The organism is Brevundimonas sp. UBA5713 (assembly GCF_002419815.1).
Classification (GTDB): domain Bacteria; phylum Pseudomonadota; class Alphaproteobacteria; order Caulobacterales; family Caulobacteraceae; genus Brevundimonas.
Genome location: NZ_DIGV01000018.1, coordinates 110943 through 136712 on the forward strand (window position 1 = coordinate 110943; position 25770 = coordinate 136712).

Below are 25770 nucleotides of genomic sequence, written 5' to 3' on the forward strand. Positions count from 1 at the left end.
CGGGTTGATTGTTTCAGCACGACGAACCGTTAGGGACGGCTGGCCATGCCCAGTTTCACCGGCTTGAGGTCATCGTCGCCACCGCGCGAGATGTTCCCGCGACGCACGCCCCACATAAGCACGATCGGCGTACCGACATAGATCGACGAGAAGGTGCCGATGATGATGCCCAGCATCAGGATGATCGAGAAGCTGAACAGGGCCTCGCCGCCGAAGATGGCCAGAATGGCCAGCACACCCACCGCCGTCACACCGGTCATGATGGTACGGGTCAGGGTCTCGTTCAGCGACAGGTCGATCACGTCCTGCAACGGCATGGTCTTATACTTGCGCAGGTTTTCGCGCAGGCGGTCGAACACAACCACGGTGTCGTTCATCGAATAGCCGATAACCGTCAGAATGGCTGCCACGGTGTTCAGGCTGAACTCGAAGCGGAACAGCACGACCAAACCAAAGGTCAGGATCACGTCGTGCAGCAGACCGATGATCGCGCCAAAGCCAAACTGCGGCTCAAAGCGGAACCAGATGTACAGGAACATCAGGAAGATCGCGGCAGCCAGAGCATACAGGCCCGAGCGGAACAGCTCGCCAGACACCTTCGAACCCACGACGCTGACACCCGAATAGGTCACCTCGCCCACGCTGTCGCTGATCGCCTTTTCGACGCGCGCCACAACTTCGGACTGGTTCTGACCTTCAGGGATCTGGAAACGGATGATTGCCGCAGACTCGCTGTCGATACCTTGAACTTGAACGTCGCCCAGACCGAGGTCACCCACGGCACCACGCACGCGCTCCAGCTGAAGCACCTGACCGGCTGGCTTGGACACTTCCATGGTGGCACCACCACGGAAGTCGATGCCCAGATTAAGGCCGGGATAGAAGCAACCGATGATCGACGCCACGCACAGCAGGGCGGCAAGACCGCCCATGAGCTTGGCATGGCGCACGAACCGGAAGTTGGTCTTCTGCGGCATAAGTTTGATGAGAGGCCATCCACGCATCGACATTACTCCGCGATCGGCAGTTTTTTCGGCTTGGCCACTTTGAGCCAGTAGCCGAGCAGGACTTGAGCAACCATCACCGACGAGAACATCGAGGTGAAGACGCCGATGGTCAGGGTCCAGGCGAAGCCGCGAACCGGACCCGCGCCGAACATGAACATAATCAGCGCCGCCACAAGGGTGGTCAGGTTGGCGTCGACAATGGTGCCCATGGCACGGTTGAAGCCGGCATCCATGGTGGCAATGACCGAACGGCCCAAGCGGGCTTCGTCGCGCATCCGCTCATAGATCAGAACGTTGGCGTCGACGGCCACGGCGAAAGTCAGCACCAGACCGGCAATACCCGGCAGGGTCAGGGTCGCGCCCACCAGAGACATGGCCGCGATGATCAGAATGCCGTTCAGGATCAGGCCCAGTACCGAGATACCGCCGAACAGGAAGCCATAGAAGGCCAGCATGATGACGATAATCAGAGCAAAGCCGATGACGGTCGAAATGGCACCGGCCTTAACGGCATCAGCACCCAGTTCAGCCGTCACCACGCGGCGCTCTTCCACCGTCAGCGGAGCCGGAAGGGCACCGCCGTTCAGCAGGTTCACCAGTTCCGATGCCGATTGGATCGAGAAGCTGCCGGTGATCTGGCCGGTACCGCCCGTGATCGCGCCCTGAATGGTCGGGGCCGAAATCACCTTGCCGTCGAGGATGATAGCGAAGGGCTTACCGATGTTCTGGGCCGTGGCCTGACCGAAGCGGCGTGCGCCTTGGCCGTCGAACTGGAAGTCGATAGCCGGACGACCGTTTTGGTCCGTACCCACGCCTGCGCGGGTCAGGTTTTCACCCGACACCAGCACACGGCGCTTCACCAGATAAGGCGTCTGCGCATCGTCAAACAGCAGTTCGGCATCCGGCGGCACGCGGCCGGCCAAAGCGTCCTGCAGGCCCGACGGGGAAACATCGACCATTTGGAAAGTCAGCTGGGCGGTTTGGCCAACCAGACGTTCCAGTTCACCCGGATCGCTCTGACCGGGGGCCTGAACCACGATACGGTCCGCGCCCTGACGGGTGATAGCGATTTCCTTGGTGCCGGTGCCGTCCAGACGACGGCGCACCACTTCGATCGACTGATCGACAGCGGTTGCCCCCATGTTGGCCATGGCGACGTCGGTGAACGAATAACGGATGCGATTATTGCTCAGGCGCGTGACCTGACGGTCCGATACGCCCGTGGCACCAATACCCGTATTGGCCAGCGTGCGCATGGCGGTCAGGGCGGCATCGAACTGCGCACCTTCAGCGACAGTGACGACCACGCCACCGGCTTCGCGCTGCATTCCCGCGATGTTGATGCGCTGCTCACCCAAAGTGACGCGCACATCTTCCATCAGGTTGGTAACGCGCTTTTCGCGCATGGCAGGAACGTCAACCTCGAGCAGGAGGTACGAGCCCCCCTGCAGGTCGAGACCAAGGTTCACACCGTTCTTGGGCAGCCAGCCCGGGAGTGCCTGACGTTGCTCGGGCGACAGCATGCTGGGGAATGCCAGCAGCAGGCCGAAGACAAGCGACAGCACGACCAGGACGACTTTCCAGCGTGCAAGCTGAATCATGTCAGAGCTCTCTCCGGGTGGCTAAAGCCAAAAGGGGCTGGTTAGCCCTTATCGTTTGCAGCGATAGCGGTGCGGTTACGCACCTCTGCGATCATGGTGCGGACCACGCGGACCGAAACGCCTTGGGCGATGTCCACCATGGCTTCGGTTTCTTCGACGCGGGTCACCTTGCCGACCATGCCGTTCGACAGCACGACTTCATCGCCGCGCTTCAGGGCTTTGATCATTTCCTGATGCTGCTTCATCCGCTTTTGCTGCGGACGGATCATCAGGAAGTAGAAAAGGACGAAGATCAGCAGAATCGGCGCGATGTTGACGATCATCGCCATCATGCCGGCATCTTGGGTGGCGTTCATGGAAACTCCCCGAACTGGGCCGCGCTCCGACATGGAGGGCCCATTGGAAACAAGGCGGGGAAACTAGGGTGCGCCGAAGTCTTTTGCAACGCGACGAGATGCCGTGACTGTATGTTTTACGCAAATACAGTCACGGCCGAGTTTATGTTGTGACGCTTATCGCGGCAGAATTGTCAGCGGATCGACCGCGACCGGATCGTCGCCGCGCATCTGGCGCACTTCATAGTGGATCGACGGACGACCATCACCAGCCGTCAGACCCACCGTACCGATAGCCTGTCCGGCGCGGACCTGCGCCCCGTCACGCACTGTGGCCGAGCCGAGATGGCTGTAAACCGTACGCCACCCATCGCGGTGAACGATCAGCACCGTCAGCCCCTGTCCGACGATATCATCGCCCACATAGGCGACAGTGCCATCGGCCGAAGCCTTTACCTCGGTGCCCGCAGAGGCCCCGATGTTGATGCCGTTGTTACGCTCGCCCATGCCCATAGGGCCGAAGCGGCGCAAAATGTCCCCGCGCACCGGCCACTGTAGAGCCAGCGGCTGACCAACAGCCGCACCGGCTTGCTGGGTCGGACGCGGCGCAGGTGGCAGCGGCGCATTGCCGCTGGGCGGCGGCGGCGGCGGCGGAGCCACACCGGCAGTCGCTGCCGTCACGCCCACAGGCGACGGACCGGTTGCGTAGGGATCCGTTCCCCGATCGACCGCCGTGTTGGGCAACAGGATACGCTGGCCGGCAGAAATAGAACCGCGCGGACCGAGATTATTAAGGTCGATCAACACCTGAACCGGCGTCTGGAAACGACGCCCGACGCCCGAAATCGTATCACCGGGCTGAATCACATAGGTCGAACCTGCGACGACAGGGCCCGTCGATGCCGGCGGCAAGGGCACCGTGCCCGGCGCACTGGTAGACGGATAGGCCGGACCACCGGCGGGCGGCAGGCCGCCACCTTCGATGCTGACCGACGGAGCCACCGGACCGGACTGGACCGGAGGCGGCGTCTGGGGCACCGGAGCGGAATTGTAGTACGGGCTGGACGGCTGCTGAACGGGAGGTTGCGGCTGCTGCACCGGCGGGGGCTGGCCGTACGGCNNGAGGGCGCTGGCCGTACGGCTGGCCATAGGGCGACGGCTGCGGCAACTGTCCGGTCGGAACCGGATGGGTCGGATAGCGGGGCCCCTCTGGATAGGTCGAACAGGCTGCCGCGGCCAACGCGCCCCCTGCCATCAGGCCTGCCTTGAGCCAGTTCTGCACGCTACCCATGCCCGTCTCCGTATACTTCAATCAGTTTTGCCGTTCGGCGCTGGAATCAGTCCGTAACCAAGCGACCAAGTTTCGCAAAAGTGGGGCAGAAAGGTTAACGGGCCATTCACCCTTCTTTGGCGGTGCCTTCGACCAGAGGCACGAAGCGCACTTCGCACAGGCTCTCGCGCATAAAACTACCGTCATCCTGACCGGTATAACGGTTCAGCATTTGTACCGAGGTGCGCCCCACGGGGCAGACCAAAACCCCTTTGGGTTTCAGCTGTTTGAGAAGTTCGGTCGGTTCGTGCGGAGACGCTGCCGTGACCATGATCCGGTCAAAAGGGGCCTGTTCAATCCAGCCCACACCGCCGTCGCCATGTCGCGTGAACACATTTTCAAGGCCAAGACGTTTGAAACGGCTTTCTGCCTCAGTCAGCAAACTCTTGTATCGTTCGACCGTATAGACAAAGCGCGCCATGCGGCTGAGCACCGCGCACTGATAGCCACTGCCCGTTCCGATTTCGAGCACGCGATGACGCGGCCCCACTTGCAGGGCCTGCGTCATCAGTCCGACAATAAAGGGCTGGCTGATCGTCTGGGCGCAGTCGATCGGCAGGGCCTGATCTTCCCACGCCTGATCCAGAAACTTTTCATGCACGAACAGCGAGCGGTCCACCGACTCCATGGCCGCAAGGACGCGCGCATCCACCACCCCCTGCCGCCGTAGCGCAAGGATCAGGCGTCCGGCGCGATCGTCCTCCAGACTCATTGCTCGTGTGGTCCCTTCGGCGGTGCGCCACCCAGTACCTTCTTCAGGTCATTGATCATCGGCATGTGCGTCAGATCAATATGCAGAGGCGTGACCGAGATACGGCCCTCGTCCATGGCGCGCAGGTCGGTGCCTTGCTGATGCTCGTGCGGCGTGCCTCGGAAGGCCATCCAGTAATAGTCACGACCGCGCAGGTCCTGACGGCGGATGGCGTGCAGCTCGCCGATGTCGCGGAAGCCCTGACGGGTGATTTCCACTTCCTTCACCAGCTCGGGCGGCAGTTTGGGGAAGTTGACGTTCATCACCACGCCATCCGGCCATTTTTGCTCCAGCAGGCGCTGGATGATGCCGGGGCCGAAGGCCTCGGCGGTTTCCCAATGGGCGCGAGCCTCATCGTGGAAACGCTCCAGCGACTGCGACAGGGCAATGGAGCGGATGCCAAACGCCATGCCTTGCAGCGCACCGGCTACAGTGCCCGAGTAGGACACGTCCTCACCGACATTGTGGCCGCGATTGACGCCCGAAAGCACCAGATCGGGCTTTTCGGGCATCAGGTCGTTGACCGCCAGAATGACGCAGTCGGTCGGCGTGCCCGTGACCGAAAAGCGCTTTTCGCCATGCTTGTTGACACGCAGTGGCTCGGTCAGGGTCAGGCCACGGCCCTTGCCCGACTGCTCCACCGCAGGCGCGACAATCCACACATCGTCCGACAGCGCGCGGGCGATGTTTTCCAGACAGGTCAGGCCTTCGGCGTCGATGCCGTCATCATTGGTCAGTAGGATACGCATGGTCACTCTTTAAGCCGCCGTGATCTTGGTCAGGCCGCCCATATAGGGTTGCAGCACGGCAGGAACGGCAATGCTGCCGTCTTCCTGCTGATAGTTTTCCATCACGGCGACAAGGGTACGGCCAACCGCCAGACCCGAACCGTTCAGGGTGTGCAGATACTCGGTCTTCTTCTCGCCAGCACGCTTGAAACGGGCGTCCATACGGCGGGCCTGGAAGTCACCGCAGTTCGAGCACGAGCTGATCTCGCGATAGGTGTTCTGCGACGGCAGCCACACCTCGAGATCGTAGGTCTTTTGCGCCGAGAAGCCCATGTCGCCCTTGCACAGCAGCACCTTGCGATAGGGCAGTTCCAGCGCCTGCAGCACGGCTTCGGCACAGGCGGTCATACGCTCGTGCTCGGCCTCGGAATCCTCCGGCTTACAGATCGAGACCAGCTCGACCTTCTGGAACTGATGCTGGCGGATCAGGCCGCGCGTGTCGCGACCAGCCGAGCCAGCCTCGGCACGGAAGCAGTAGGTCAGCGCCGCCAAACGGATCGGCTGTGCAACGTATTCGTCGCTCAGAACTTGCTCGCGCACCAGATTGGTCAGCGACACCTCGGCAGTCGGGATGAGCCAGCGGTTGCCCGCTTCCTCATCGACGCTGATAGCCGGATCACCGTCCACGGCGCGGAACTGGTCTTCCTTGAACTTGGGCAGTTGGCCGGTACCGAACATGGCATCGTCACGCACCAGCAGCGGCGGATTCACCTCGGTGTAGCCGTGGGTGCCGGTTTGCAGGTCCAGCATGAACTGACCCAGCGCGCGGTCCAGACGGGCGATGCCGCCCTTAAGCACGGCAAAGCGCGCGCCCGACATGCGGGCGGCGGCTTCGAAATCGACTTGCTTCAGGGCTTCGCCCAGATCGGCGTGGTCCTTGGCCGGACCCGCCGTACGCGGCGTTCCCCATTTGCTGATTTCGACATTGTCGTTTTCATCGGCACCATCGGGTACGTCTGCGGCGGCCAGATTTTTCAGGCCGCCGAGAAGATCACGCAGTTCGCCGCCCTTGGTGGCTTCGACGTCGCCCGCTTCGGCGATGACTGCCTTCAGGCTCTCCACCTCGGCCTTCAGGCGGTCCGCCTCGGCCATATCCTTCTTGCCCATGGCCGCGCCAATGGCCTTGGAAGCGGCATTACGCTTGGCCAAGGCCTCTTGGCCCGTGGTCTGCGCGCCTCGAAGTTCGATGTCCAGAGCCAGAATACGATCCACGACCGACTGGGCATTCTCGACACCGCGCGACGACCAGCCCGCCACATAGGCTGCGGGATTGTCTCGGATCGCTCTGATGTCGTGCATGATCGTGGCCTAAAGCTAGGGCAGTTAATGAAAGGCCCCTGCTCTACCTTTACTCCGGCGCTCTAGCAAACCCACCGGCTGTGAAACCTGCGTAAGATTTCATCCCTGACGATCTGCGCGAACATCGATCTTGACCGTAATGGTCTTGGAGACCCAGCTGCCTGCCGCATCAGAAGCCATGCCGAGGTCCAGTGCGGTGCGATCCACCTCGACCTCGCCACTGACGGTCGCCTTGCCGCTCGCCTCGTCAAAGGTGAAGGGCAGCACCACCGGCACCGAGTCAGATTTGATTCGCAGCTGGCCGGTAGCTTCATAGCGATTGCCGCCCAGCGCCCTGAACTCGGACGCTTCGAAATAGGCGGCCGGGAACTGGTTCGGGTTGAACCATTCGGCGCCCTTCAATGCCCCGTCCTTGGTCGCATCACCGGTCAGGGCCGAGGCCGTCTTGACGGTGACCACCGCGGTCGAGCCAGTCAGATCCGCCGGATCAAAGCGGACATCCGCCGTCCATTCGGTGAACTTGCCGGTGAAGGGCGCACCGGAGTGGGTACCGCTGAAGCTGATCGAAGAGGCCTCTGAGACGATGGCCCAAGCGTGAGCGGTACCCGGTTGCAGGCTGGTCTCAACCACCTGTTCCGAAGTGGCCGCGGCGGCGCTGGTATCAATCGACCTTGGCGCAGGCTTGGAGGCAATAGCCGCACCTACGCCCAGAATGACGATGGCAGAAGCCCCCACCAAACGCTCTGCCCATTTGGTGCCCGCACGCGGGCGGTCAGCCAGTGACACATCGGCATGCGGCAGAACCGGAACCATGTGCGATAGCACGCCGTCGCGGTTAATGAACTGGTGCTTCAGGGCGGCACCGATGTGCAGAGCCACCAGCACCACCGCCCCCCATGCCATGGCGCTGTGTGCGCTCATGCTGGCGAAGCCGATGGAGCGGCGCACGGCGTCACTGGCGCTCTCGATAAAGCCTAGATGCGGAATAACGAACAGGCCAAACCAGCTGGTCGGGACTTCCAACGGAGTGTCGGTCGAAACCGCCCAGCCACTGGACACATAGGCCCAGCCCGTCAGCGGCAGGCCGATCATCAGCGCATAGAAGGCGGCGTGGGTGGCACGGGCCGCAAACTGCTCCCAGCCCAGCATTTCACGCGGCAGGCGCGGCACAGGGTGCGTCAGACGCCAAGCCACCCGCAGCACCGTCAGCGCCAAGATCAGGAAGCCGATGGATTTGTGAATCTGGAAAACACGATACGCCAAGGCCTGCGTATCCGGCTGTTCGATAGCCGACGTCATCCACCATCCCATGGGGATCATGGACAGGATGGCGATGGCGATCAGCCAGTGCAGCAGGATGGCGACGGACGAATAGCGCTCTGTGCGCGCGACAGCGGAAGCAGACATCGGGGGGAGCCTCATCATCGCAGTGCGCCCAAGGAGAGCCCATTGCGTTAAACGAACAAGGGCGGAAGGCTTTGACCTCCCGCCCCCGCTCTTCGGGTCTTATTGGGCCGCAGCTGCCGGAGCGGCGTCGGCTTGTTTTATGAACTCGCCGTCAAAGCGGACGGTCACTTCATCACCGACATAACCTAGAGCCATGCCGAAATCGGTACGCTTGAAGGTGCCTTCAGCCGCGAAGCCGATGGCCGGAACCTGCAGGAACGGGTGGCTTTCGATCTCGCCGTTGAAAGTGGCTTTGAAGGTCACCGGCTTGGTGACACCCAGGAAGGTCAGGTCGCCCACCACGTCAGCCGTACGGTCGCCGGTCTTGGTCACCTTGGTCGATTTAAAGGTCACTTGGCCGAACTGGCGCGCGTTCAGGTGCGCCGGATTATTGGCAATGTCTTCGTTCCAGTTACGGAAGCCGCTGTTGGCGTGCGTACCGGCATAGTCACCCGGGAAGTTGGCATCGACCGAGGTCGGATCAACGGTGAACTCGACCGTGCTGTTTTCCAGATTGGCCGGATCCAGCGTGACCTTTGAATCGATCTTGTTGAAACGAATGGTGTAGTTCGAGATCGAGTTGTGCAGCACCGAGGTCTGCAGGATGGCGTGGGTCGGGTCCAGAGCATAGACGCCAGCCGGAGCCTTCAGCTCAACCGGGCCTGCGGCAGCAGCCGTAGCCGCAGCGGCCGGAGCGTCATTGTTGTTGGCCGGAGCGTTGCAAGCCGCCAGCAGGGCAGCAGCGGACACGGCGATAAAGGCAGCTTTGATCTTCACGTTGGGCCTCATGGAAAAACGCCCCGAGCAACGCGCCCAAGGCCTTAGCGACGGATGATTCCGCCTCTTAACGGTAACAGTATATGTATCAGTTTTAGATGCGCAACCCGTCTCCGATAAATAATCACAGTGAAATGTGCGCTTCTTTCAAACGGAGGATGCACAGACGATGGGGGCGGCCTATCTTGAGACTCACATGCCTATTCGTCGCCTCCCAACCGAAACCGTCAACCGCATCGCCGCCGGTGAAGTGGTCGAACGCCCTGCCAGTGCCATCAAGGAGTTGGTGGAAAACGCCATTGATGCGGGCGCGACCCATATCGAGATACAGGCAGATGGCGGCGGGCTGACCCGTATTCTGATCGCTGACGATGGCAAGGGTATCTCGAAAGAAGAGCTACCCATCGCGGTAGAGCGGCACGCCACCTCCAAGCTGGAGCCCGATGATGCGGGCGATGTGGACCTGCTGCGTATCTTCACGTTGGGCTTCCGTGGCGAGGCCCTGCCCTCCATCGGCTCGGTCGCGCGCTTGAACATCACCACCCGCGCCAAGTCCGATCAGGGCCAGCAAGACGCCTGGTCCATCACGGTCGAGGGCGGCCACCACCACCCCGTAGCGCCAGCCGCCTTCCCCGGGCCGCACGGCGCGCGGGTCGAAGTGCGCGACCTGTTCTACGCCACCCCAGCCCGACTGAAGTTTATGAAGTCGGAACGCTCCGAGGCCATGGCGATCTCGGAGGAAATCAAACGTCAGGCGATGGCGCACGAAGATGTCGCCTTCACCTTGACGCTGGACGGCAAGACGACCCTGCGTCTGCCTGCCGAACATAAGGGCGATGAAGGCCGACTGCGCCGCCTTGGCGCTATTTTGGGCCGTGACTTCGAAGCCAATGCCCTGCTGATCGATCAAGAGCGCGACGGCACGCGCCTGTCCGGTTATGCGGGCCTTCCGACCTATTCGCGTGGCAATGCGGCGCACCAGTTCCTGTTCGTCAATGGCCGCCCTGTGCGCGACCGCCTTCTGCAAGGGGCGCTGCGCGGTGCCTATGCCGACTTCCTTGCGAGAGACCGCCATCCGGCAGCCGTTCTCTTCATCGACATCGACCCGCTCTATGTCGATGTGAACGTGCACCCCGCCAAGGCCGAGGTGCGCTTCCGTGATCCGGCACTGGTGCGTGGCCTGATCGTCGGTGCGTTGAAACACGCGCTTCACGCGGCGGGCCACCGCGCCTCGACCACCGTGGCGTCGGACGCCCTATCCGGCTTTCAGCCGCACACGGGCGTTCAAATCCTTGGGCAATACACACCGACCGAACCGTCGGCGCAGGGCTTTAGCGCATGGGCCGGTTGGTCCAAACCCGAAGCTGCCGCCCAGATTATCCCCGGCCTGAACGAGCGTTCTGCCCGGGTGGAGCATACATGGAGCGGCCCGCAAGCCGCGCCCACCTTCCGCACTCTGGCCGAGGTTCAGGCCGAACATGCCGGTCAGATCACGCCCCATCCGCACGCACCGGTTGACCCGATCGACTACCCATTGGGCGCGGCGCGGGCACAGTTGCACGCCAACTATATCGTTGCCCAGACCCGCGACGGCCTTGTGATCGTTGACCAGCATGCCGCTCATGAACGCCTCGTCTATGAGCGCATGAAAGAGCAGATGGCCGAGGGTAAGGTCACCCGTCAGGCCTTGCTGACGCCCGAGGTGGTCGAACTTGAAGCCCCCGAAGCCGAGCGTATTGCGGCCAAGGCCGAAGAACTGGCCGAACTGGGCCTGATCGTCGAACCGTTTGGCGCAGGCGCAGTTCTCGTGCGCGAAACGCCTGCCATTTTGGGCGATACCGATGTGCAGGGTCTCATCCGCGACATTGCCGACGACCTGTCCGAGCATGGCTCTGCTCTGTCTCTGAAAGAACGCATGGCCGAGGTGTGCGGCACCATGGCCTGCCACGGTTCGGTGCGTTCGGGCCGCGTGCTCAGCGCGCCGGAAATGAACGCCCTGCTGCGCCAGATGGAGGCTACGCCCCACTCCGGCCAGTGCAACCATGGCCGCCCGACCTATGTCGAGCTGAAACTCAACGACCTCGAAAAACTGTTCGGGAGACGGTGATGTTCAAGTCTGTGCTGTTTGTCTGCCTTGGTAACATCTGCCGCTCGCCGCTGGCCGAGGGCGCGTTCCGTACCGAGGTTGCCCGCCGCAAGCTTCCCATTGTGACCGACAGCGCGGGCATCGCCGCCTATCACATCAACGAAAAGCCCGACCCGCGCGCCATCGCCACCGCCAAGCGCAATGGCGTGGACATTTCCGGTCTGCGCGGGCGTCAGGTGAAGCCTGCGGACTTCACCCGCTTCGACCACATCGTCGCGATGGACGCCGATAATCTGGCCAATTTGAAACGCATCATGCCTGCGAACAGCACGGCCCAACTCAGCCTGATGCTGGATTGGGCAGGCCGTAAGGGCGAGAGCGTCCAAGACCCCTATTACGGTGATGAAGGCGGCTTCAACATCACCTGGGCGGACGTGTCAGCCGCCGCCAAGGGCTTGGCGGACCACCTGTCCTAATCAGGCCGCGATCAGAATGATCGCCAATGGCGCGCCGCCTTCAACGATCTCGATCAGGCGGTCGATGTTCGGATGCGCGCCCGGACGGGCCTCGGCATCGGCGGTATGCTCGCCGAACACTTCCATGCCATGCGCAGCGGCCCCGGCGTTCAGCGTACCGAATACCTGCTGCAGATATTGATACACCGCCAGCGAGCCTTGCTTGCCCGGCGCATTCTCGATGGTTGCCACCACCGCGCCCGAGGAATCAGCCAGCTCGATACGGGCCAGCCCCTCAATCGACGGCAGCCGTTGCAGATTGTCTTTGAACGAAGCGGTGGGCTGAATCATCACGAACTCTCTAACCGGTAGATGCAGCCCCGTCTAACAGCCATGCGGCAGCTGCCAAAGCCCGATTAGAGCCTCAGCGCCTCGACAACACCGCTGGCCTTACCACCGGAATAGACCTCGCCGCCCGCCAACGCATAAACTACGCCATCAACCGCACAGCCCGCCAGACCGTGGCGCGGCACGCCCATATCCGGCCCGCGATCCCAGCGGTCAGCCGCAATGTCATAGATCCATGTCTCGGTGAAAACGCCCCCCGGCCTCGTCAGCCACTCACCGCCAAAGGCGACCAGACGATCACCAACCGTGGCCATGGCAAGGCCGCCACCGACCTGTTCGCCCGATGCCGGAGACACCGGTATCGGGGCCAGCGTGATCCAGCTATCGGTCTCGGTATCATAGCGGTCCAGCTGCCCCGTCCCGCGTCCGCCCTCCACCATACGGCCACCGGCCACATAGATGTGGTGACCATGAACGCTGGCAGCGGCACTGTTACGGGCCTGCGGTGCCGGACGGGCAGTATGCCACGTCGCATCCGATGCATCGAAGATCATGTGGGTGGTTACGTCGACCTGATCGTACCAGCCGCCGTTCTTGTCCTTGGGCGAGCGACCCGTGACCAGATGCACGCGGTCCCCGACTGTCACGCCAACCGTCTCGGCCAGTGGTTGCGGCATCTGGGTAACCGGCTGCCATAGACCGTCATCCAGCGCCCAGACATCGGTCATGGATGTCCATTCGCCACCTTCACGGCGGTCATAGCCGCCAAAGGCCCAGACACGACCGCGAACAGCCGCCATCATCGGGTGATGGCGCGGTTGCGGCAGGCGCGGCCCTTCGGTCCAAGTGTCGGTCGCCGGATCATAGATGCCGACACGGTCGTTGATGCGGGTGGTGATCGCATCGCGGATCAGACCGCCCGCGACATAGATTTTGCCGTCCAGCACCGCGCAGTACACCTCCTGCGTTGCCCACGGCATATCGGCCCGACGCTGCCAGCGCGGGCTGTTTTGACTGGCTGCGATGTTGGGGAGCACCGCCGTAGCGGCGGCAGAGGCGATCAGGCTGCGGCGATGAATCATCATGCGCCGCAGCCTATCAGCGTTACTGCGACGCTGCGACCTTCAGAAACAGCACACGTGCTGCACCGTAATCGCGCTCGTCCATGCGTTCATAGCCCGGAGTTTCGATCTCCGGCTCGTCGGAACCGCGCTCGAAAATCACCACCGCATCGGGAGCCAGCCAGTTGCCTTCCAGCAGCTTGGCTAGGGTTTGTTCGCCAAGGCCCTTTGCATAGGGCGGATCAAGGAAGGCCAGAGTGAAGGCCTCACCCGCCGAACCCGGACGCGGGCCTAGGTCGGTCGCGCTGCGACGATGGACGCGGGTGCGGCCAAACAGGCCGTAGGCGTCCATGTTCTCGCGAATCGCGCCGCGGGCCCCGTCGTCCGTTTCCACGAAAAGGCAGAAGGCCGCGCCACGCGAAATCGCCTCATAGCCGAGCGCGCCTGAACCGGCGTACAGGTCGATAACCCGTGCGCCGTCCAGAACGTCTTCAGCCCATGCGGCGTGTTCCAGCACGTTAAAAATGGCCTGCCGTGCGCGGTCGGAGGTCGGGCGGGTGCCCTGCCCCTCCGGCGCAACAATGGCGCGGCCCTTCAGACTGCCAGCGACAATCCTCATAAGCGTCTAGCCTTACGAGCGACCGCGCGGGCCGCCACGGCCTGCACCGCCACCCGGCTTGCCGCCAAAGGGTTTGCCACCGGACGGGCGACCACCCGAAGGCTTGCCACCGAACGGACGATCACCACGCGGGGCGGCGCCACGCGGACGGTCACCGAAGGAACGACCTGCTGGTTTGTCACCGAACGAACGGCCTGCCGGCTTGTCGCCGAATGAACGACCTGCGGGCTTGCGACGGTCATCAATGAACTGATCGGCACGCGGCTCGCGGTTGAACGGCTTGCGCGGGCGATCACCACCGAAGCCTTCACCCTCAGCACCTTCAGGACGGGCGCGCGGCTTAAAGGTTTTCTTGTGCTCGAACTTAGGCGCGGCTTTCGCCCAGCCTTCCTTCTTCAGCGGCTTGGCGGGTTTCTCCGGCACGCCTTCTTCCACAGCCTGATTTGCGGCTCGGACTCGGCTGGGCTTGCGCGACGGATCGGACATGGCCGAGCCCGAGCGGCCTTTGATGATGGCACCAGCCGGACGACGGCCCGGAATCGGAGCCGGAGTTGCGACAGTGTTGCCGGTCGGCAGGTTTTCCGGACGGATGTAGTCGGCCAGCAGTTCGCGGATCACGCGCGGGCCGACTTCCTCGACCGTGTTCACAGGCAGGGTGCCAAGGTTGAACGGACCATAGGCCAGACGGATCAGGCGGTTTACCTGCAGGCCGACGCTTTCGAGAACCTTGCGGACCTCGCGGTTCTTGCCTTCAGTGATCGAAACGCTGATCCACAGGTTGGCAGACGAACGCTCGTCGCCGTCGACCTTTTCCTTGACCTTGTCGAGGGTAGCTTCAATCGGGCCATAGCGGACGCCGTCCACTTCACAGCCGTCTTTCAGCTTGTCCAGACGCTCTTGCGTGATGCGGCCACGGGCGCGGGCGCGGTATTGGCGCACCAGTGCGGTGTCCGGCAGTTCCAGTGCGCGGCTCAGCTCACCGTCGTTGGTCAGCAGCAGCAGACCCTCGGTGGCCAAGTCCAGACGGCCGACCGAGATCACGCGCGGCAGATCTGCCGGAAGCGCGTCCCAAACGGTCGGACGACCGGCAGGGTCATTGTGGCTGGTGATCAGGCCTGCAGGCTTGTGATAGCGCCAGACGCGGGTGGCCTCTGCGGCGCCGACCGGCTTGCCATCGACGGTGATGACGTCATCGCGCTTCACCAGCACTGCTGGCGTGTCGAGGATGCGACCGTTCACGGCAACCTTGCCGAGGCCAATCAGGCGTTCAACCTCACGACGCGAAGCGATACCGGCGCGCGCCAAAGCCTTGGCAATACGTTCAGTACGTTCCGGGGTCGCGGGCTTCCCAGCCGGCTTGCCTCCTTTAGGTCCGCGATTCTCGAAGCGGTCACCACGATCAGGGCGATTCTCATCGCGCGAACGGGGGCCGCGGTCGTCAAACTTGCGGTCTTTCTTGTCACCGGAGCCGAATTTCGGGCCCTTATCGGCGAATTTGCGGGGACCACGCGAGGCGTCATCTTGACGGGCGCGGGGCTTCTTGTCGTTGTCTCGGGGATGGCGATCCATGATGAGCGGTTCATGAGCATGGCGCTCGATTTGGCGCAAGCGGCAGCTGAGGCTGGCGAGGTGCCTGTCGGCGCGGTGATAGTGAACGAAATAACCGGCGAAGTGATAGGTAAAGGGCAAAATCGCCCAATCACAAGCCATGATCCGACAGCTCACGCCGAAATCGTGGCGCTGCGCGACGCTGCAGCCACGGTCGAGAATTATCGACTCACGGACCTCACTTTATATGTAACGCTGGAACCTTGCGCTATGTGCGCCGGTGCCATCAGCCATGCGCGCATCGGGCGGGTGGTCTGGGGGGCCGATGATCCCAAGGGCGGCGCGGTCCACCATGGCCCGAAATTCTTTAACCAGCCGACATGCCACTGGCGACCGCAAACCGAGGCTGGCGTACAGGCCGAGCCAGCCGCCAACATGTTGAAAACCTTCTTTCGCGAACGGCGCGGCAAAGGAACCGCCAAGGTACCCCCGCGTTAGCCAAGAAACGGACATTCCTGTCCGCTGCTTGACGAGGACGTGGCGTGAAACCGTTGCCGATTTCCTTTGCCATATTGGCGACTGGCCTTTCAGCGTGCGGTCCATCCACCACCCCACCCTCCAATGACGGTGACGCCGTTCAAGCCCGCGCTCAAGAGGCGCTGAAGGACGATCGTCAGACCGGCGCGGAACTACAGGAAATGGCGCTAAACAGCACCTTGCGCACCACCTACGTCTGCCAAAATGCCGAGCGTCTGACCGTCGATTTCGACAACCCCCGCCAGATGGCGACAGTGCGTAAATCCGACGGACTGGCCCATGATCTGGTTCAAGAGCCGACCGTAAGCGGCATCCTGTACAAGTCGGGCCGTGTAGAGCTACGCGGCTCTGGCCGTCAGGCGACATGGACCCCTGCCGTGGGTGATCCTACCGAGTGCCGCGCAATCGACTAGGCGGCCAGACGCGCCACTAGCCCCGCCTTGACCGCTGGCCATTCCTCATCAGCCAGAATGGCGAACTGTACGGTGTCACGCATACGGCCCGTCCAGGTGCGCTTGTGCTGGCGCAAAATGCCTTCGAACGTGGCACCCAGTTTGCGGATCGCTGCCTGACTGGCCGCATTGTTGGCGTCTGTGATGATCTCTACCCGTAACGCGCCAGCATCGAACGCATGCTGGAGCAGCAACAGCTTGGCCGCCGGATTGACCTTGGTGCCGCGCACATCCGGACGATAGAAGGTCGAACCGATCTCGCAGCGCCGATGCTCGGGCTTGATCTCGTAGAGACTGGTCGTACCGACGATGTCGCCATCCGGCACGCGGCGCACGACATAGGGAATACGACTGCCGCCATCCCTCGCCGTCACCGCTGCATTCCACCAACTGTCGAAATGCTCGCCATGGGCGGCGCTGACCATGCCGTTCCATGCGTCTGCATCATGATCCAGCGCAGGACGCAATTGTTCCTTATGGCTGTCTTCAAAGGGCTCCAAGCGAACGAAGGCGTTTTCCAGAGCCCTCGAAGACAGCTGCATCAGGCGATTTCCTCGGTCAGGAACTGCAACAGGTCGTCTGCATCGACGTCTCGGGTCACAAACGCCTCTCCGATACCCTTGGCCAAAACCAGTGTCAGACGCCCGCCTTCGGCCTTCTTGTCACCCGCCATGCGGGCCAGAACCGTGGCCGCATCGAAGCGATGCGCGATATCGCCCACACGCGACGGCAGGCCAGCCGCGCGCGTACCAGCTTCCACCTTTTCGGCGGCCTCCGCCGAGCAATGGCCCAGACGCGCCGAATAGCGGAAGGCCATGCAGCAGCCGACCGCGACAGCCTCGCCATGGGTCAGGGTGTCGTCAAAGCCGACCTCGACCTCCAGCGCGTGACCAAAGGTGTGCCCCAAATTCAGCAGGGCACGACGGCCTGCTTCTTTTTCGTCCTCGCCCACGATCTGAGATTTAATCTCGACCGAGCGAATGACAGCGCGCTCCAGCGCATGCCTGTCTCCCGACGCCCCGGCAGCCCCCTCGCCCCCAAGCCAGTCGAAGAAGGCCGCGTCGCAGATCATGCCGTGCTTCAGCACCTCGGCCCAGCCGGACCGCACCTGACGCACCGGGAGTGTGGCCAGCACCGAAATATCGGCCAGCACGCGGCGCGGCTGATGGAAGGCCCCGATCAGGTTCTTGCCGCGCGGGGTATCGATGGCCGTCTTGCCGCCCACCGAGGAATCCACCTGCGCCAGCAGGGTGGTCGGCACCTGAATAAAGTCGATGCCGCGCATGAACAGCGCCGCCGCCAAACCCGCCAGATCGCCAATCACACCGCCGCCCAAGGTCACGATTAGCGACTTGCGGTCCAGCCCCAGTTCAATCAGGCGATCAAGAACGGTTTCCAAGTGTTGGAAACTTTTGGAGCTTTCTCCCGCAGGTACAGTCACCAGCTCTGCGGCGTATCCCGCACCTGCCAAAGATGCCTGCGCTGCCGAACCGTGGATAGCCGCAACCGTCTCGTCGCTGACGATCACACAGCGCGTGGGCCTAAGATCAGCCACCATCTGTCCCAGTTGCGGCAGAAGGTCGTGTCCGACCATCACGTCGTAGGGCGCGAACGCCCCGCCCTCGACCCGGATTGAAGTGGTCATTGGCCCGCCCTGTCCTTTGCATACTGTCGCAGCGCTTGAAGCATGGCCTCGACAGCCACACCGTGCGATCCGACGCCGACATCAACCGTCAGGTCGGCCTCGGCATAGATCGGGTAGCGTTTCTCCGCCAAATCCTTAAGTACCGCCAGCGGATCACGGTTTCGCAACAGCGGACGGGTATCGCGGCGCGCCACGCGCTCTGCAATCACATCCAGATCCGCCCGCATCCAGACTGAAACCGAATGATCCTTCATCAGGGCGCGGGTTTCCGGGTTCATCATCGCCCCGCCGCCCGTAGCCAGCACCACTGGCGGACCTTCCAGCAGGCGTTTCATCACCCTCGCCTCGCCCGCGCGGAATTCGTCTTCGCCGCGCGTCGAGAATATCTCTGAAACGGTCATTCCGGCGGCGGCTTCGATCTCGTTATCGCCGTCCGCAAACGGAAGATTCAGCCGCGACGCCAGCCTGCGGCCCACCGTGGACTTGCCCACGCCCATTAGCCCCACCAAAACAATGGTGCGGTTCATGTTTAAAATAGCAGAATCGGGCGAGGCGCAGTTCATGTTCGTATCGCCTCCTTCTATACACGGATGAACGGGCACCACACCCCCCGAGCGTGATGAAATGACCCCACAAATCGAAGCCTTTTTGGAGATGATGGCGGTCGAGCGCGATGCCTCGCCGCACACTCTGGCGGCCTATGGGCGCGATCTGGCCGATGCCGAAACGCATCTGGGGCACGCAGGAGGGCTTTTAGGCGCTGCACAGACGGATATCGAGGCCTGGTACGCCGACCTGTCAAAGCGCGGCCTGTCGGCAGCGACGGCGGCACGGCGGCGCGCATCGGTGCGGCAGTTCTATCGGTTTGCTGTGGGCGAGGGCTGGCGCGGAGATGATCCGTCACGGCGTCTGGATGCGCCCAAACAGGGCCGCTCCCTGCCCAAGAGCCTGTCGCGCGAGGAGGTCGGCCGCCTATTGGACGTCATCGCCCAGAAAGACAGCGCCTCCGCCACGCGCCTGCTGGCTCTGGTAGAGATGGCCTATGCTTCGGGCATGCGGGTGTCGGAGCTTATGGGACTGAAGCTGGAAGCCGTCCAACGCGATCCGGCCTATCTGATCGTGCGCGGCAAGGGCAATAAAGAGCGCCTTGTGCCGCTGAACAGTTCAGCCCGCGAGGCCATCAAGGCGTGGCTGGAAGCGCGTAATGCGCCTGACGCCAAGCCTAAGACCAAGGCGAAAACCGCCGCCAGCCCGTGGCTGTTTCCCTCGACCGGAAAGTCCGGACACCTGACGCCGCGCCGCTTTGCCCAGCTGTTGGACGAGGCCGCAACGGCTGCCGGCATCGATCCGTCGCGCATCAGCCCGCACGTTCTGCGGCACGCCTTTGCCACCCACCTGCTGGAAGGCGGGGCGGATTTGCGCGTAGTGCAGACGCTATTGGGGCACGTCGATATCTCTACAACCCAGATCTACACGCACCTTGCGACCGATCATTTGTCGCAAGTGGTCCAATCCAAACACCCGCTGGCACGCAAAAACTGATATGAAGCTTGCTCTTGCGGTGTGGCCCGACGGGTTTTAGGGTCCGCCACTTTCCGTAGCGCCAAGATGGCGCGGTCGTTACACGGGCGCTTTATGGCCACGCACTATCTCGAATTCGAAAAGCCGATTGCTGAACTGGAAGCCAAGATCGCCGAGCTGTCACAGCTCGCTCCCTCCAGCGGTGATTTCGAAGAGGAAATCGAGACCCTGAAAGCCAAGGCCGCTGCCCTGCGCAGCGAGACCTATGACAATCTGGATCCGTGGATGCGCACGCAGGTGGCCCGCCACCCGCAGCGTCCGCACTTCATCGACTATATCGATGGCCTGTTCACCGACTTTGAAGAACTGCACGGCGACCGCCAGTTTGGCGACGACCAGGCGATTCTGGGCGGTGTGGCCCGATTCCGTGGTCAGGGCGTAGTCATCATGGGCCACGAAAAGGGCCACGATACCCAGACCCGCCTGAAGCACAATTTCGGCATGGCCCGCCCCGAAGGCTATCGCAAAGCGGTTCGCCTGATGGACATGGCCGAACAGTTCGGCCTGCCGGTTCTCAGCTTCGTCGACACTGCCGGTGCCTATCCGGGCCTTGGTGCCGAAGAGCGGGGTCAGGCCGAGGCCATTGCCCGCTCGACCGAGCGCGGCCTGACGCTGGGGGTGCCCTATATCTCGACCGTTACCGGTGAGGGCGGTTCGGGCGGCGCCATTGCCATCGCCTCCGCTAACCGCGTGCTGATGCTGGAACACTCCATCTATTCGGTCATCTCGCCGGAAGGCGCAGCGGGCATTCTGTGGCGCGACGGTTCGCGCGCCAAGGAAGCCGCTATGGCCATGAAGATCACCGGCCCCGACCTGCTGGGTCTGAAGATCGTGGACCGCGTAATTCCTGAACCGTTGGGCGGTGCCCACCGCGATCCGGAAGTGGCCATCAAAGCTGTCGGCGACACCCTCGAGGAAGAACTGAAGGGACTGTCCAAGCTGAGCGCCGATCAGTTGCGCGCCCAACGCGCCGACCGTTTCTACGCCATCGGCCGTATGGGCTAAGCCACAGACATTCCTCGCCGACATGTGAAGCGTTGCGATTTGTTTAGGGATTTTAACCCTATGCTTGAATCGCAACACTTTCATTTTGCCTTGGAGTTGGCTCGGCGTGTCCTACCTGACGTCTCGATCGCCCGGCATGGGCGAGACATTGCGCGACAGTGCCGTGTTCAATTTCGAAGGCGCGGTGACCATGGTCATCGACGATTCCGACTTTGCCCGCGAATTGACCATTCAGGCGCTGGCCGGATTCGGTCTCAAGGTCCGCTATGCGTGCCACTCTGCCGCCGATGCTATCGCCATCGCCAAGGAAGTACCGATCGATCTGATACTGGTCGATTCGGATATGCCGGGCATGAGTGGCTATGAGTTCGTACGCTGGCTGCGCCGCTCCAAACTGGAGCCGAATGCCTTTGCACCCGTGATCATGACTGCCGCCCACGTACGTCGCTCCAAAGTTAGCGAAGCGCGCGATTGCGGTGCCAACTTCCTGATCACCAAGCCATTCAGTTCGCTGACTCTTCTCGAACGAATTGTCTGGGTTTCCAGAGACAACCGACCATTTCTTGAGGTTGGAAATTATTTGGGGCCGGACCGCCGGTTCAAAGATGTGCCTTGGAACGGGCCAGAACGCCGCGCCGAGGAAATTCGCAAGCAACAGTTCGAAGCGCAACGGAGGGCATCGCAGTCACTATGACCGTCATCACCCACAACAGACGCCGTTCGCGCCTATCCAGCCTGATTGATCAGCCGGGCGGCATCAGCACGCGTACCGCACTGAAGCAGGCCGCCGACCAGCTGGCCAGTCTGGAGGCCCAAAGCCTCGAAATTATCCGGCAGGCCATCCACGACCTGTCGGCACTGCCCGCGCCCACAGCGTTGGCAGATAACAAACTGGCTGTGAACACGGCCTATCGTTTATCCAGCAGCGTGATCGACGCTGCAGGGCCTTTTGCGCGCACCGATCTGTGCGCCGTGGCGATCAATCTATGCGACCTGCTGGATGCCGCTTCAGAGACCGAAGTATTCGACTGGCGCATTGTCACCGTGCACGCGCAGGCTTTTCGCCTGCTGATGTCCCTGCCCGCCGATGAGGTCGAGGCACGCCAGCAGGTGGTCGACAGCCTGAAAGACGTACTGCGCGTAAAGGTCGGCGAGACGGACGCTTAACCGGCGTCCGACGCGCCACGCGTCTGCTTGCGCCACAAGGTCGCGTATTCGCCGCCCTGTCGTGCCACCAACTCATGGTGGGCACCGCGCTCGACAATTCGGCCCTCTTTCAGCACCAAGATTTGCTGGGAATCCACGATGGTTGACAGGCGGTGCGCAACCACAAGCGTGGTTCGCCCTGCCCGCGCCTTGCGTAGCGTGTGCTGGATCGAGGCCTCGGTGCGGCTGTCCAAGGCGCTGGTCGCCTCATCGAGGATCAACACGCATGGATCGGCCAGCAAGGCGCGGGCGATGCCGACGCGCTGGCGCTCGCCCCCCGACAGTTTCAAGCCACGCTCGCCGACGCGGGTTTGCATCCCGTCCGGCAGGCCGCGGATGAAGTTGGCCAGCTCGGCCGCTTCGGCAGCCGCCCAAATTTCCGCCTCCGAGGCTTCGGGTTTGGCAAAGGCGATATTGGCCGCCAGCGTATCGTTGAACAAAGCCACATCCTGCGGCACCAACGCTACCGATTGTCTCAGCGAGGCCTGAGTGATCGCACGAACGTCATGACCGCCCACGCTGACCGAGCCCGATTGGGGATCGAGCAGACGCAGCGCCAACTTCACAATGGTCGACTTGCCCGAGCCTGAAGGCCCCACCAGAGCCGTCGTGGTGCCAGCCGCGATGGTGAACGACACATCGTCCAGACCATTGGCGCGCGCATCATGTCTGAAGCTGACGTGGTCAAACACCACTTCGGCTCCGCAGTCGCCATCCGGGCGGGGCAAGGGCTTGGCGTCGGGCGCATCCGCCACGAGCGCCTTTTGACGCGTCACCTTAAGCATCTCTTCCATGTCTATGAAAGATTGCCGGATTTCACGATAGGCAAAGCCCAAGATGTTCAACGGCTGATAGAGGGAAATCATGATCAGCACGGCGGCCGTCACATCCCCCGGCCCCATGCGCCCCGCAGCGGCCTCATAGCCCGCCATCACCGCCATAGCCCCTAGACCCACGTTCATAATCAGGGCTTGGATCAGGTTCAGCGCTGCCAGCGAATTATTGGCCTTCAGCGAGGCCTTCATATAGGTGCCAAGCGACTCTTCATAAGCCGAGGCCGTGCGGTTCTCGGCCCCGAAGGACTTCACCGTCTCATAGTTCAGCAGGGCATCGACCGACAGGCCCGCAGCCTCGGCATCGGCGGTATTCATGGCGCGGCGGTGCTCCAGACGCCAGTTGGCCATCATGAAGGTGGCGGTCGCATACGCCAGAACCACCAGCACAGCCACAACGGCGAAACGCCAGCTGTAACGCCCGCCCAACACCGCCGCCGCCAGCACCAACTCCAGCACCGTCGGCCCGAGGTTGAACATCAGAATACGCAGCAGAAAGTCTACGGCGCGCGCACCGCGGTCCATGACCCGTGACAGTGCGCCCGAACGCTTGGTCTGGTGGAAATCCAGCGAGAGGTTCAGCGCGTGCGAGAAGGTATCGGCTGCTGTCTGCCGCTGGGCCGCGGCGCGCACGGGGGCAAACACCACGTCGGAGAGTTGGGGGGTGGCCGACGACAGAAAGCGGATAACGGCCCAACCCACAGCAAACGCGGCAAAGCCCAACCCGAGAGCGACGCCGGTGCCCTGCCCCGCAGCCAGTCGGTTGACCGCCGCGCCCAGCATCAACGGTGCCGCAACGCCCAAACCCTTACCGGCGAGCGTCAACAGAATGGCACCGGCCAGACGCCAGTAAAGCTGGGGCGCGCGCGAGCGACGGACCAGTTGCACTAGGCTGGCCAGAGCCGCCCATGTTTTGGGGGCCTCTGTCACCGGATCGGCTCCGGCCTGATTGGCCTTTGTGGTGACGTCGCCTCTACGGCCGCTGCGTTCACCCCGCATGGACGATGCTCCTTGATCTCAACACCCCCATGCTGTGGCCCCCACCTAAACTATAGACTGTAAATCTCCGAGCAGCTCATCGACCGCTTCCGGCTTGGTCGCCCACGAGCAGACGAAGCGGATCGAGCCGTCGTCAAAGGCGTAAACCGCCCAGCCCTTGGCCCGAATAGCAGCCAATGCCTCATCGCTCATGCGAACAAACACCGCATTGGTTTCAACTGGATGGGCCAAGACAAAGCTGGTTTGGTTCTCGATCCCGTCCGCCAGTTTCTGTGCCATGGCATTGGCGTGCTGCGCGCCCGCCAGCCAGTCACCACTTTCGAGCAGGCCCAGTAAAGGTGCCGACAGCAACCGCCCCTTGGACGCCGTCTGACCCGCCTGTTTCAACCGGTTGTCGAGGCGGCGCGTGAGGGTGCGGTTCAGCACCACCAAGGCTTCTACGCCGTGCGCGCCGGCCTTGGCACCGCCAAAGCTCAATACATCCACGCCCAGCGTGCCGATCAGCGTGGGATCAAAGCCCGCCGCCACGGCATTGGCCAAACGCGCCCCATCCATGTGGATGCCCAGGCCTGCGGCCTTGGCCGTACGGATCAGCAGGCCCAGTTCGTCGCCACTATAGACCGCGCCATATTCGGTGCACTGGGTCAGGCTCAGCGCCGCCAATGGTTGGCGGTGACCGACGACCGGCTCATCCAGCACGGCGCAAAGGGCATCGATCTCTATCTTGCCCGAGTAACCCGGCAAGCCGACCAGACCCACACCATGACCGAAAAAGCCCGGCGCGCCGGTTTCGTCGGTGCAGATATGGGCGGTGTGGTGCGCAGCCACCGCCTCGAAGGGCTGAGCCAACATGGACAGGCCAATGGCGTTGGCTGCGGTACCGCTGAACACAAAACGCACGTCCGCTTCGACGTCCAGCAAACCGCAGATCGCCTTGGCCGCGCGCGCAGACACGTCGTCATGACCATAGCTGGCCATGAAGCCCTGATTGGCCGCCACAAGGGCATCAATCGCCGAAGCGGTCATGCCTGCGGTGTTGTCAGACGAAAAATCGTAGCGCAAGAAACTCATCTCTCAGTCAGCCGCATCAAGCAGCATCGTTACTCGATGAAGGGTGTGGACTGATTCCCTCATCCGGCGCGTTAACTTGCACCTGATGGGGATAGGGAATGTCGACGCCCGCACGATCCAGAGCTTCCTTACCCTGCTGCCAAAGGTCTGCAGACGTCTGCCAGTGATCGGGCGCTCGCACCCAGGCGTGAACAGTGACCTGCACGGCGCTGTCCAACAGGCCGGTCACGCCCGTCCAGACTTCTGGCGTTTTCAGAACAGACGGATGGGCTTCGGCCACGGTGGCCAACACATTGCGCGCCTTGTTCAGATCATCACCATACCCGACGGTAAAGTTGAGGGCGATACGGCGGGTGCTTTGCCCTGAACGGTTGATAATGACGTCGGACAGAACCTTGGAGTTGGGGATGATGATGCGATCGTTGTCGCCATTGCTCAGCTGGGTCGTGAACAGGTCCAGCTTGACGACCGCCCCGCCAACCCCGCTGATTTCAATCAGTTCGCCCACACGATAGGGACGCAGGATCAACAACATCACGCCTGCCGCTACGTTCGACAGTGTCCCCTGCAAGGCCAAGCCCACAGCCAGAGAGGCGGCACCCAGCACGGCAATGATGGAAGTCGTCTGCACGCCCAGACGCTGAAGCACCGCGATCATGCCGATGACGATCACGATCACCCTGACAATCTGGACCATAAAGGCCAGCACAGTCGGATCGCGGCGAACCGCACGCGTGCGCGACAGCACTTTACGCGCCGCCGATGCTGCCCACTTGGCCGCGACCAGGGTGACGATGAAGATAATCAACGCCACCGTCAGATTGACCGCGAACGTGCCCAACAGGTCGATGGCCTTGGCAATCACCACGGCATCGGCAGATAGTTTGGTTTCGAGTTGGGAGAGAGACTCTAGCGGCGCAGCGAGTCCCTCCGTTGGAATGGTGGGCGTAGTCGTCATGGCACCAAGGCTAACGCCTCTGCCCGCAAAAG

At 62.4% G+C, this 25770-nt stretch carries 27 protein-coding genes; 8 read left to right on the top strand and 19 right to left on the bottom strand.

What is annotated here, in order from left to right:
* Window positions 1–29: 29 nt before the first annotated feature.
* From secF to B3B04_RS04485, 9 genes are all read right to left on the bottom strand, one after another.
* Entirely contained in the window at window positions 30–1010 is a 981-nt protein-coding gene (gene secF, locus B3B04_RS04445) for a protein translocase subunit SecF (protein WP_292040297.1), read from the bottom strand.
* Entirely contained in the window at window positions 1010–2608 is a 1599-nt protein-coding gene (gene secD, locus B3B04_RS04450) for a protein translocase subunit SecD (RefSeq protein ID WP_292040299.1), read from the bottom strand. Before secD ends, secF begins: the two co-directional genes overlap by 1 nt.
* A 41-nt stretch (window positions 2609–2649) precedes the next feature.
* Complete coding sequence (gene yajC, locus B3B04_RS04455; RefSeq protein WP_292040300.1) at window positions 2650–2964, bottom strand: preprotein translocase subunit YajC; 315 nt, start codon at window positions 2962–2964, stop codon at window positions 2650–2652.
* A gap of 156 nt (window positions 2965–3120) precedes the next feature.
* Window positions 3121–4092, bottom strand: coding sequence for a peptidoglycan DD-metalloendopeptidase family protein (locus B3B04_RS04460; protein WP_292040301.1), 972 nt, complete (start codon window positions 4090–4092; stop codon window positions 3121–3123).
* A 248-nt stretch (window positions 4093–4340) separates the two neighbouring features.
* Window positions 4341–4985 (bottom strand): protein-L-isoaspartate(D-aspartate) O-methyltransferase, encoded by a 645-nt coding sequence (locus B3B04_RS04465; protein ID WP_292040303.1) that lies wholly within the window; start codon window positions 4983–4985, stop codon window positions 4341–4343.
* Window positions 4982–5773, bottom strand: coding sequence for a 5'/3'-nucleotidase SurE (gene surE / locus B3B04_RS04470; protein WP_292040305.1), 792 nt, complete (start codon window positions 5771–5773; stop codon window positions 4982–4984). Before surE ends, B3B04_RS04465 begins: the two co-directional genes overlap by 4 nt.
* Window positions 5774–5782: 9 nt before the next feature.
* Entirely contained in the window at window positions 5783–7111 is a 1329-nt protein-coding gene (gene serS / locus B3B04_RS04475) for a serine--tRNA ligase (RefSeq protein ID WP_292040307.1), read from the bottom strand.
* Between the two features lie 99 nt (window positions 7112–7210).
* Window positions 7211–8518, bottom strand: coding sequence for a cytochrome b/b6 domain-containing protein (locus tag B3B04_RS04480; RefSeq protein ID WP_292040309.1), 1308 nt, complete (start codon window positions 8516–8518; stop codon window positions 7211–7213).
* A gap of 99 nt (window positions 8519–8617) precedes the next feature.
* A complete protein-coding gene (locus B3B04_RS04485) occupies window positions 8618–9334 on the bottom strand; it encodes a YceI family protein (protein ID WP_292040312.1) in 717 nt (238 codons plus the stop codon).
* A 196-nt stretch (window positions 9335–9530) separates the two neighbouring features.
* Here B3B04_RS04485 and mutL point away from each other — a divergent pair, with 196 nt between their 5' ends.
* Together mutL and B3B04_RS04495 are read left to right on the top strand one after the other, a co-directional pair.
* Window positions 9531–11441 carry a DNA mismatch repair endonuclease MutL gene (gene mutL / locus B3B04_RS04490; RefSeq protein ID WP_292040314.1) on the top strand — a complete coding sequence of 637 codons (1911 nt, stop codon included), beginning with the start codon at window positions 9531–9533 and terminating at the stop codon, window positions 11439–11441.
* Window positions 11441–11896: a low molecular weight protein-tyrosine-phosphatase gene (locus tag B3B04_RS04495; RefSeq protein ID WP_292040316.1), complete on the top strand. Its 456-nt coding sequence runs from the start codon at window positions 11441–11443 to the stop codon at window positions 11894–11896. The genes mutL and B3B04_RS04495 overlap by 1 nt, the downstream gene beginning before the upstream one ends.
* On the opposite strand, the gene B3B04_RS04500 is transcribed toward B3B04_RS04495, so the two are convergent.
* The 4 genes from B3B04_RS04500 to B3B04_RS04515 all read right to left on the bottom strand — a co-directional run bounded on the left by B3B04_RS04500 (window position 11897) and on the right by B3B04_RS04515 (window position 15472).
* Window positions 11897–12226, bottom strand: coding sequence for a DUF2322 family protein (locus B3B04_RS04500; protein WP_292040318.1), 330 nt, complete (start codon window positions 12224–12226; stop codon window positions 11897–11899).
* Between the two features lie 65 nt (window positions 12227–12291).
* A complete protein-coding gene (locus tag B3B04_RS04505; RefSeq protein ID WP_292040319.1) occupies window positions 12292–13308 on the bottom strand; it encodes a Kelch repeat-containing protein in 1017 nt (338 codons plus the stop codon).
* A 19-nt stretch (window positions 13309–13327) separates the two neighbouring features.
* A complete protein-coding gene (gene rsmD, locus B3B04_RS04510; protein ID WP_292040321.1) occupies window positions 13328–13903 on the bottom strand; it encodes a 16S rRNA (guanine(966)-N(2))-methyltransferase RsmD in 576 nt (191 codons plus the stop codon).
* A gap of 12 nt (window positions 13904–13915) precedes the next feature.
* The gene (locus B3B04_RS04515) at window positions 13916–15472 is read right to left on the bottom strand and encodes a pseudouridine synthase (RefSeq protein WP_292040322.1); all 1557 of its coding nucleotides are present in this window, start codon (window positions 15470–15472) and stop codon (window positions 13916–13918) included.
* A 12-nt stretch (window positions 15473–15484) separates the two neighbouring features.
* Here B3B04_RS04515 and tadA point away from each other — a divergent pair, with 12 nt between their 5' ends.
* Window positions 15485–15949, top strand: a complete 465-nt coding sequence (tadA, locus tag B3B04_RS04520; protein WP_292040324.1) for a tRNA adenosine(34) deaminase TadA — start codon at window positions 15485–15487, stop codon at window positions 15947–15949.
* Window positions 15950–15993: 44 nt separating this feature from the next.
* A complete protein-coding gene (locus B3B04_RS04525) occupies window positions 15994–16401 on the top strand; it encodes an MliC family protein (RefSeq protein ID WP_292040325.1) in 408 nt (135 codons plus the stop codon).
* Here B3B04_RS04525 and B3B04_RS04530 read toward each other — a convergent pair.
* The 3 genes from B3B04_RS04530 to B3B04_RS04540 are packed head-to-tail and all read right to left on the bottom strand — an operon-like array spanning window position 16398 to window position 18648.
* Window positions 16398–16982 carry a GNAT family N-acetyltransferase gene (locus B3B04_RS04530; protein ID WP_292040327.1) on the bottom strand — a complete coding sequence of 195 codons (585 nt, stop codon included), beginning with the start codon at window positions 16980–16982 and terminating at the stop codon, window positions 16398–16400. The two genes, B3B04_RS04525 and B3B04_RS04530, sit on opposite strands and share 4 nt — an antisense overlap.
* Window positions 16982–18085 (bottom strand): 3-dehydroquinate synthase, encoded by a 1104-nt coding sequence (gene aroB, locus B3B04_RS04535; protein ID WP_292040329.1) that lies wholly within the window; start codon window positions 18083–18085, stop codon window positions 16982–16984. The genes B3B04_RS04530 and aroB overlap by 1 nt, the downstream gene beginning before the upstream one ends.
* Window positions 18082–18648: a shikimate kinase gene (locus tag B3B04_RS04540; RefSeq protein ID WP_292040331.1), complete on the bottom strand. Its 567-nt coding sequence runs from the start codon at window positions 18646–18648 to the stop codon at window positions 18082–18084. The genes aroB and B3B04_RS04540 overlap by 4 nt, the downstream gene beginning before the upstream one ends.
* A 61-nt stretch (window positions 18649–18709) precedes the next feature.
* Here B3B04_RS04540 and B3B04_RS04545 point away from each other — a divergent pair, with 61 nt between their 5' ends.
* From B3B04_RS04545 to B3B04_RS04560, 4 genes are all read left to right on the top strand, one after another.
* Complete coding sequence (locus tag B3B04_RS04545; protein WP_292040333.1) at window positions 18710–19627, top strand: site-specific tyrosine recombinase XerD; 918 nt, start codon at window positions 18710–18712, stop codon at window positions 19625–19627.
* A 93-nt stretch (window positions 19628–19720) separates the two neighbouring features.
* Window positions 19721–20671: an acetyl-CoA carboxylase carboxyltransferase subunit alpha gene (locus B3B04_RS04550; RefSeq protein WP_292040334.1), complete on the top strand. Its 951-nt coding sequence runs from the start codon at window positions 19721–19723 to the stop codon at window positions 20669–20671.
* A gap of 64 nt (window positions 20672–20735) precedes the next feature.
* The gene (locus tag B3B04_RS04555; protein ID WP_292040335.1) at window positions 20736–21365 is read left to right on the top strand and encodes a response regulator; all 630 of its coding nucleotides are present in this window, start codon (window positions 20736–20738) and stop codon (window positions 21363–21365) included.
* Window positions 21362–21838 carry a chemotaxis protein CheE gene (locus B3B04_RS04560; protein WP_292040338.1) on the top strand — a complete coding sequence of 159 codons (477 nt, stop codon included), beginning with the start codon at window positions 21362–21364 and terminating at the stop codon, window positions 21836–21838. Before B3B04_RS04555 ends, B3B04_RS04560 begins: the two co-directional genes overlap by 4 nt.
* Here the strand turns inward: B3B04_RS04560 and B3B04_RS04565 are convergent.
* The 3 genes from B3B04_RS04565 to B3B04_RS04575 are packed head-to-tail and all read right to left on the bottom strand — an operon-like array spanning window position 21835 to window position 25738.
* A complete protein-coding gene (locus tag B3B04_RS04565; protein ID WP_292040340.1) occupies window positions 21835–23709 on the bottom strand; it encodes an ABCB family ABC transporter ATP-binding protein/permease in 1875 nt (624 codons plus the stop codon). The two genes, B3B04_RS04560 and B3B04_RS04565, sit on opposite strands and share 4 nt — an antisense overlap.
* A 45-nt stretch (window positions 23710–23754) precedes the next feature.
* Window positions 23755–24780 carry a threonine aldolase family protein gene (locus tag B3B04_RS04570; RefSeq protein WP_292040342.1) on the bottom strand — a complete coding sequence of 342 codons (1026 nt, stop codon included), beginning with the start codon at window positions 24778–24780 and terminating at the stop codon, window positions 23755–23757.
* Between the two features lie 16 nt (window positions 24781–24796).
* Entirely contained in the window at window positions 24797–25738 is a 942-nt protein-coding gene (locus tag B3B04_RS04575; RefSeq protein WP_292040344.1) for a mechanosensitive ion channel family protein, read from the bottom strand.
* Window positions 25739–25770: the final 32 nt, after the last annotated feature.

What these genes read in the sequence shown, in the direction of transcription:
- secF (WP_292040297.1), bottom strand. Translation starts at nt 1,010, where the DNA reads ATGTCGATGCGTGGATGGCCTCTCATCAAACTTATGCCGCAGAAGACC.
- B3B04_RS04465 (WP_292040303.1), bottom strand. Translation starts at nt 4,985, where the DNA reads ATGAGTCTGGAGGACGATCGCGCCGGACGCCTGATCCTTGCGCTACGG.
- yajC (WP_292040300.1), bottom strand. Translation starts at nt 2,964, where the DNA reads ATGAACGCCACCCAAGATGCCGGCATGATGGCGATGATCGTCAACATC.
- rsmD (WP_292040321.1), bottom strand. Translation starts at nt 13,903, where the DNA reads ATGAGGATTGTCGCTGGCAGTCTGAAGGGCCGCGCCATTGTTGCGCCG.
- serS (WP_292040307.1), bottom strand. Translation starts at nt 7,111, where the DNA reads ATGCACGACATCAGAGCGATCCGAGACAATCCCGCAGCCTATGTGGCG.
- tadA (WP_292040324.1), top strand. Translation starts at nt 15,485, where the DNA reads ATGAGCATGGCGCTCGATTTGGCGCAAGCGGCAGCTGAGGCTGGCGAG.
- B3B04_RS04565 (WP_292040340.1), bottom strand. Translation starts at nt 23,709, where the DNA reads ATGCGGGGTGAACGCAGCGGCCGTAGAGGCGACGTCACCACAAAGGCC.
- B3B04_RS04500 (WP_292040318.1), bottom strand. Translation starts at nt 12,226, where the DNA reads ATGATTCAGCCCACCGCTTCGTTCAAAGACAATCTGCAACGGCTGCCG.
- B3B04_RS04575 (WP_292040344.1), bottom strand. Translation starts at nt 25,738, where the DNA reads ATGACGACTACGCCCACCATTCCAACGGAGGGACTCGCTGCGCCGCTA.
- B3B04_RS04545 (WP_292040333.1), top strand. Translation starts at nt 18,710, where the DNA reads ATGACCCCACAAATCGAAGCCTTTTTGGAGATGATGGCGGTCGAGCGC.
- B3B04_RS04505 (WP_292040319.1), bottom strand. Translation starts at nt 13,308, where the DNA reads ATGATGATTCATCGCCGCAGCCTGATCGCCTCTGCCGCCGCTACGGCG.
- aroB (WP_292040329.1), bottom strand. Translation starts at nt 18,085, where the DNA reads ATGACCACTTCAATCCGGGTCGAGGGCGGGGCGTTCGCGCCCTACGAC.
- B3B04_RS04560 (WP_292040338.1), top strand. Translation starts at nt 21,362, where the DNA reads ATGACCGTCATCACCCACAACAGACGCCGTTCGCGCCTATCCAGCCTG.
- B3B04_RS04550 (WP_292040334.1), top strand. Translation starts at nt 19,721, where the DNA reads ATGGCCACGCACTATCTCGAATTCGAAAAGCCGATTGCTGAACTGGAA.
- secD (WP_292040299.1), bottom strand. Translation starts at nt 2,608, where the DNA reads ATGATTCAGCTTGCACGCTGGAAAGTCGTCCTGGTCGTGCTGTCGCTT.
- surE (WP_292040305.1), bottom strand. Translation starts at nt 5,773, where the DNA reads ATGCGTATCCTACTGACCAATGATGACGGCATCGACGCCGAAGGCCTG.
- B3B04_RS04515 (WP_292040322.1), bottom strand. Translation starts at nt 15,472, where the DNA reads ATGGATCGCCATCCCCGAGACAACGACAAGAAGCCCCGCGCCCGTCAA.
- B3B04_RS04495 (WP_292040316.1), top strand. Translation starts at nt 11,441, where the DNA reads ATGTTCAAGTCTGTGCTGTTTGTCTGCCTTGGTAACATCTGCCGCTCG.
- B3B04_RS04480 (WP_292040309.1), bottom strand. Translation starts at nt 8,518, where the DNA reads ATGTCTGCTTCCGCTGTCGCGCGCACAGAGCGCTATTCGTCCGTCGCC.
- B3B04_RS04540 (WP_292040331.1), bottom strand. Translation starts at nt 18,648, where the DNA reads ATGAACTGCGCCTCGCCCGATTCTGCTATTTTAAACATGAACCGCACC.
- B3B04_RS04570 (WP_292040342.1), bottom strand. Translation starts at nt 24,780, where the DNA reads ATGAGTTTCTTGCGCTACGATTTTTCGTCTGACAACACCGCAGGCATG.
- B3B04_RS04530 (WP_292040327.1), bottom strand. Translation starts at nt 16,982, where the DNA reads ATGCAGCTGTCTTCGAGGGCTCTGGAAAACGCCTTCGTTCGCTTGGAG.
- mutL (WP_292040314.1), top strand. Translation starts at nt 9,531, where the DNA reads ATGCCTATTCGTCGCCTCCCAACCGAAACCGTCAACCGCATCGCCGCC.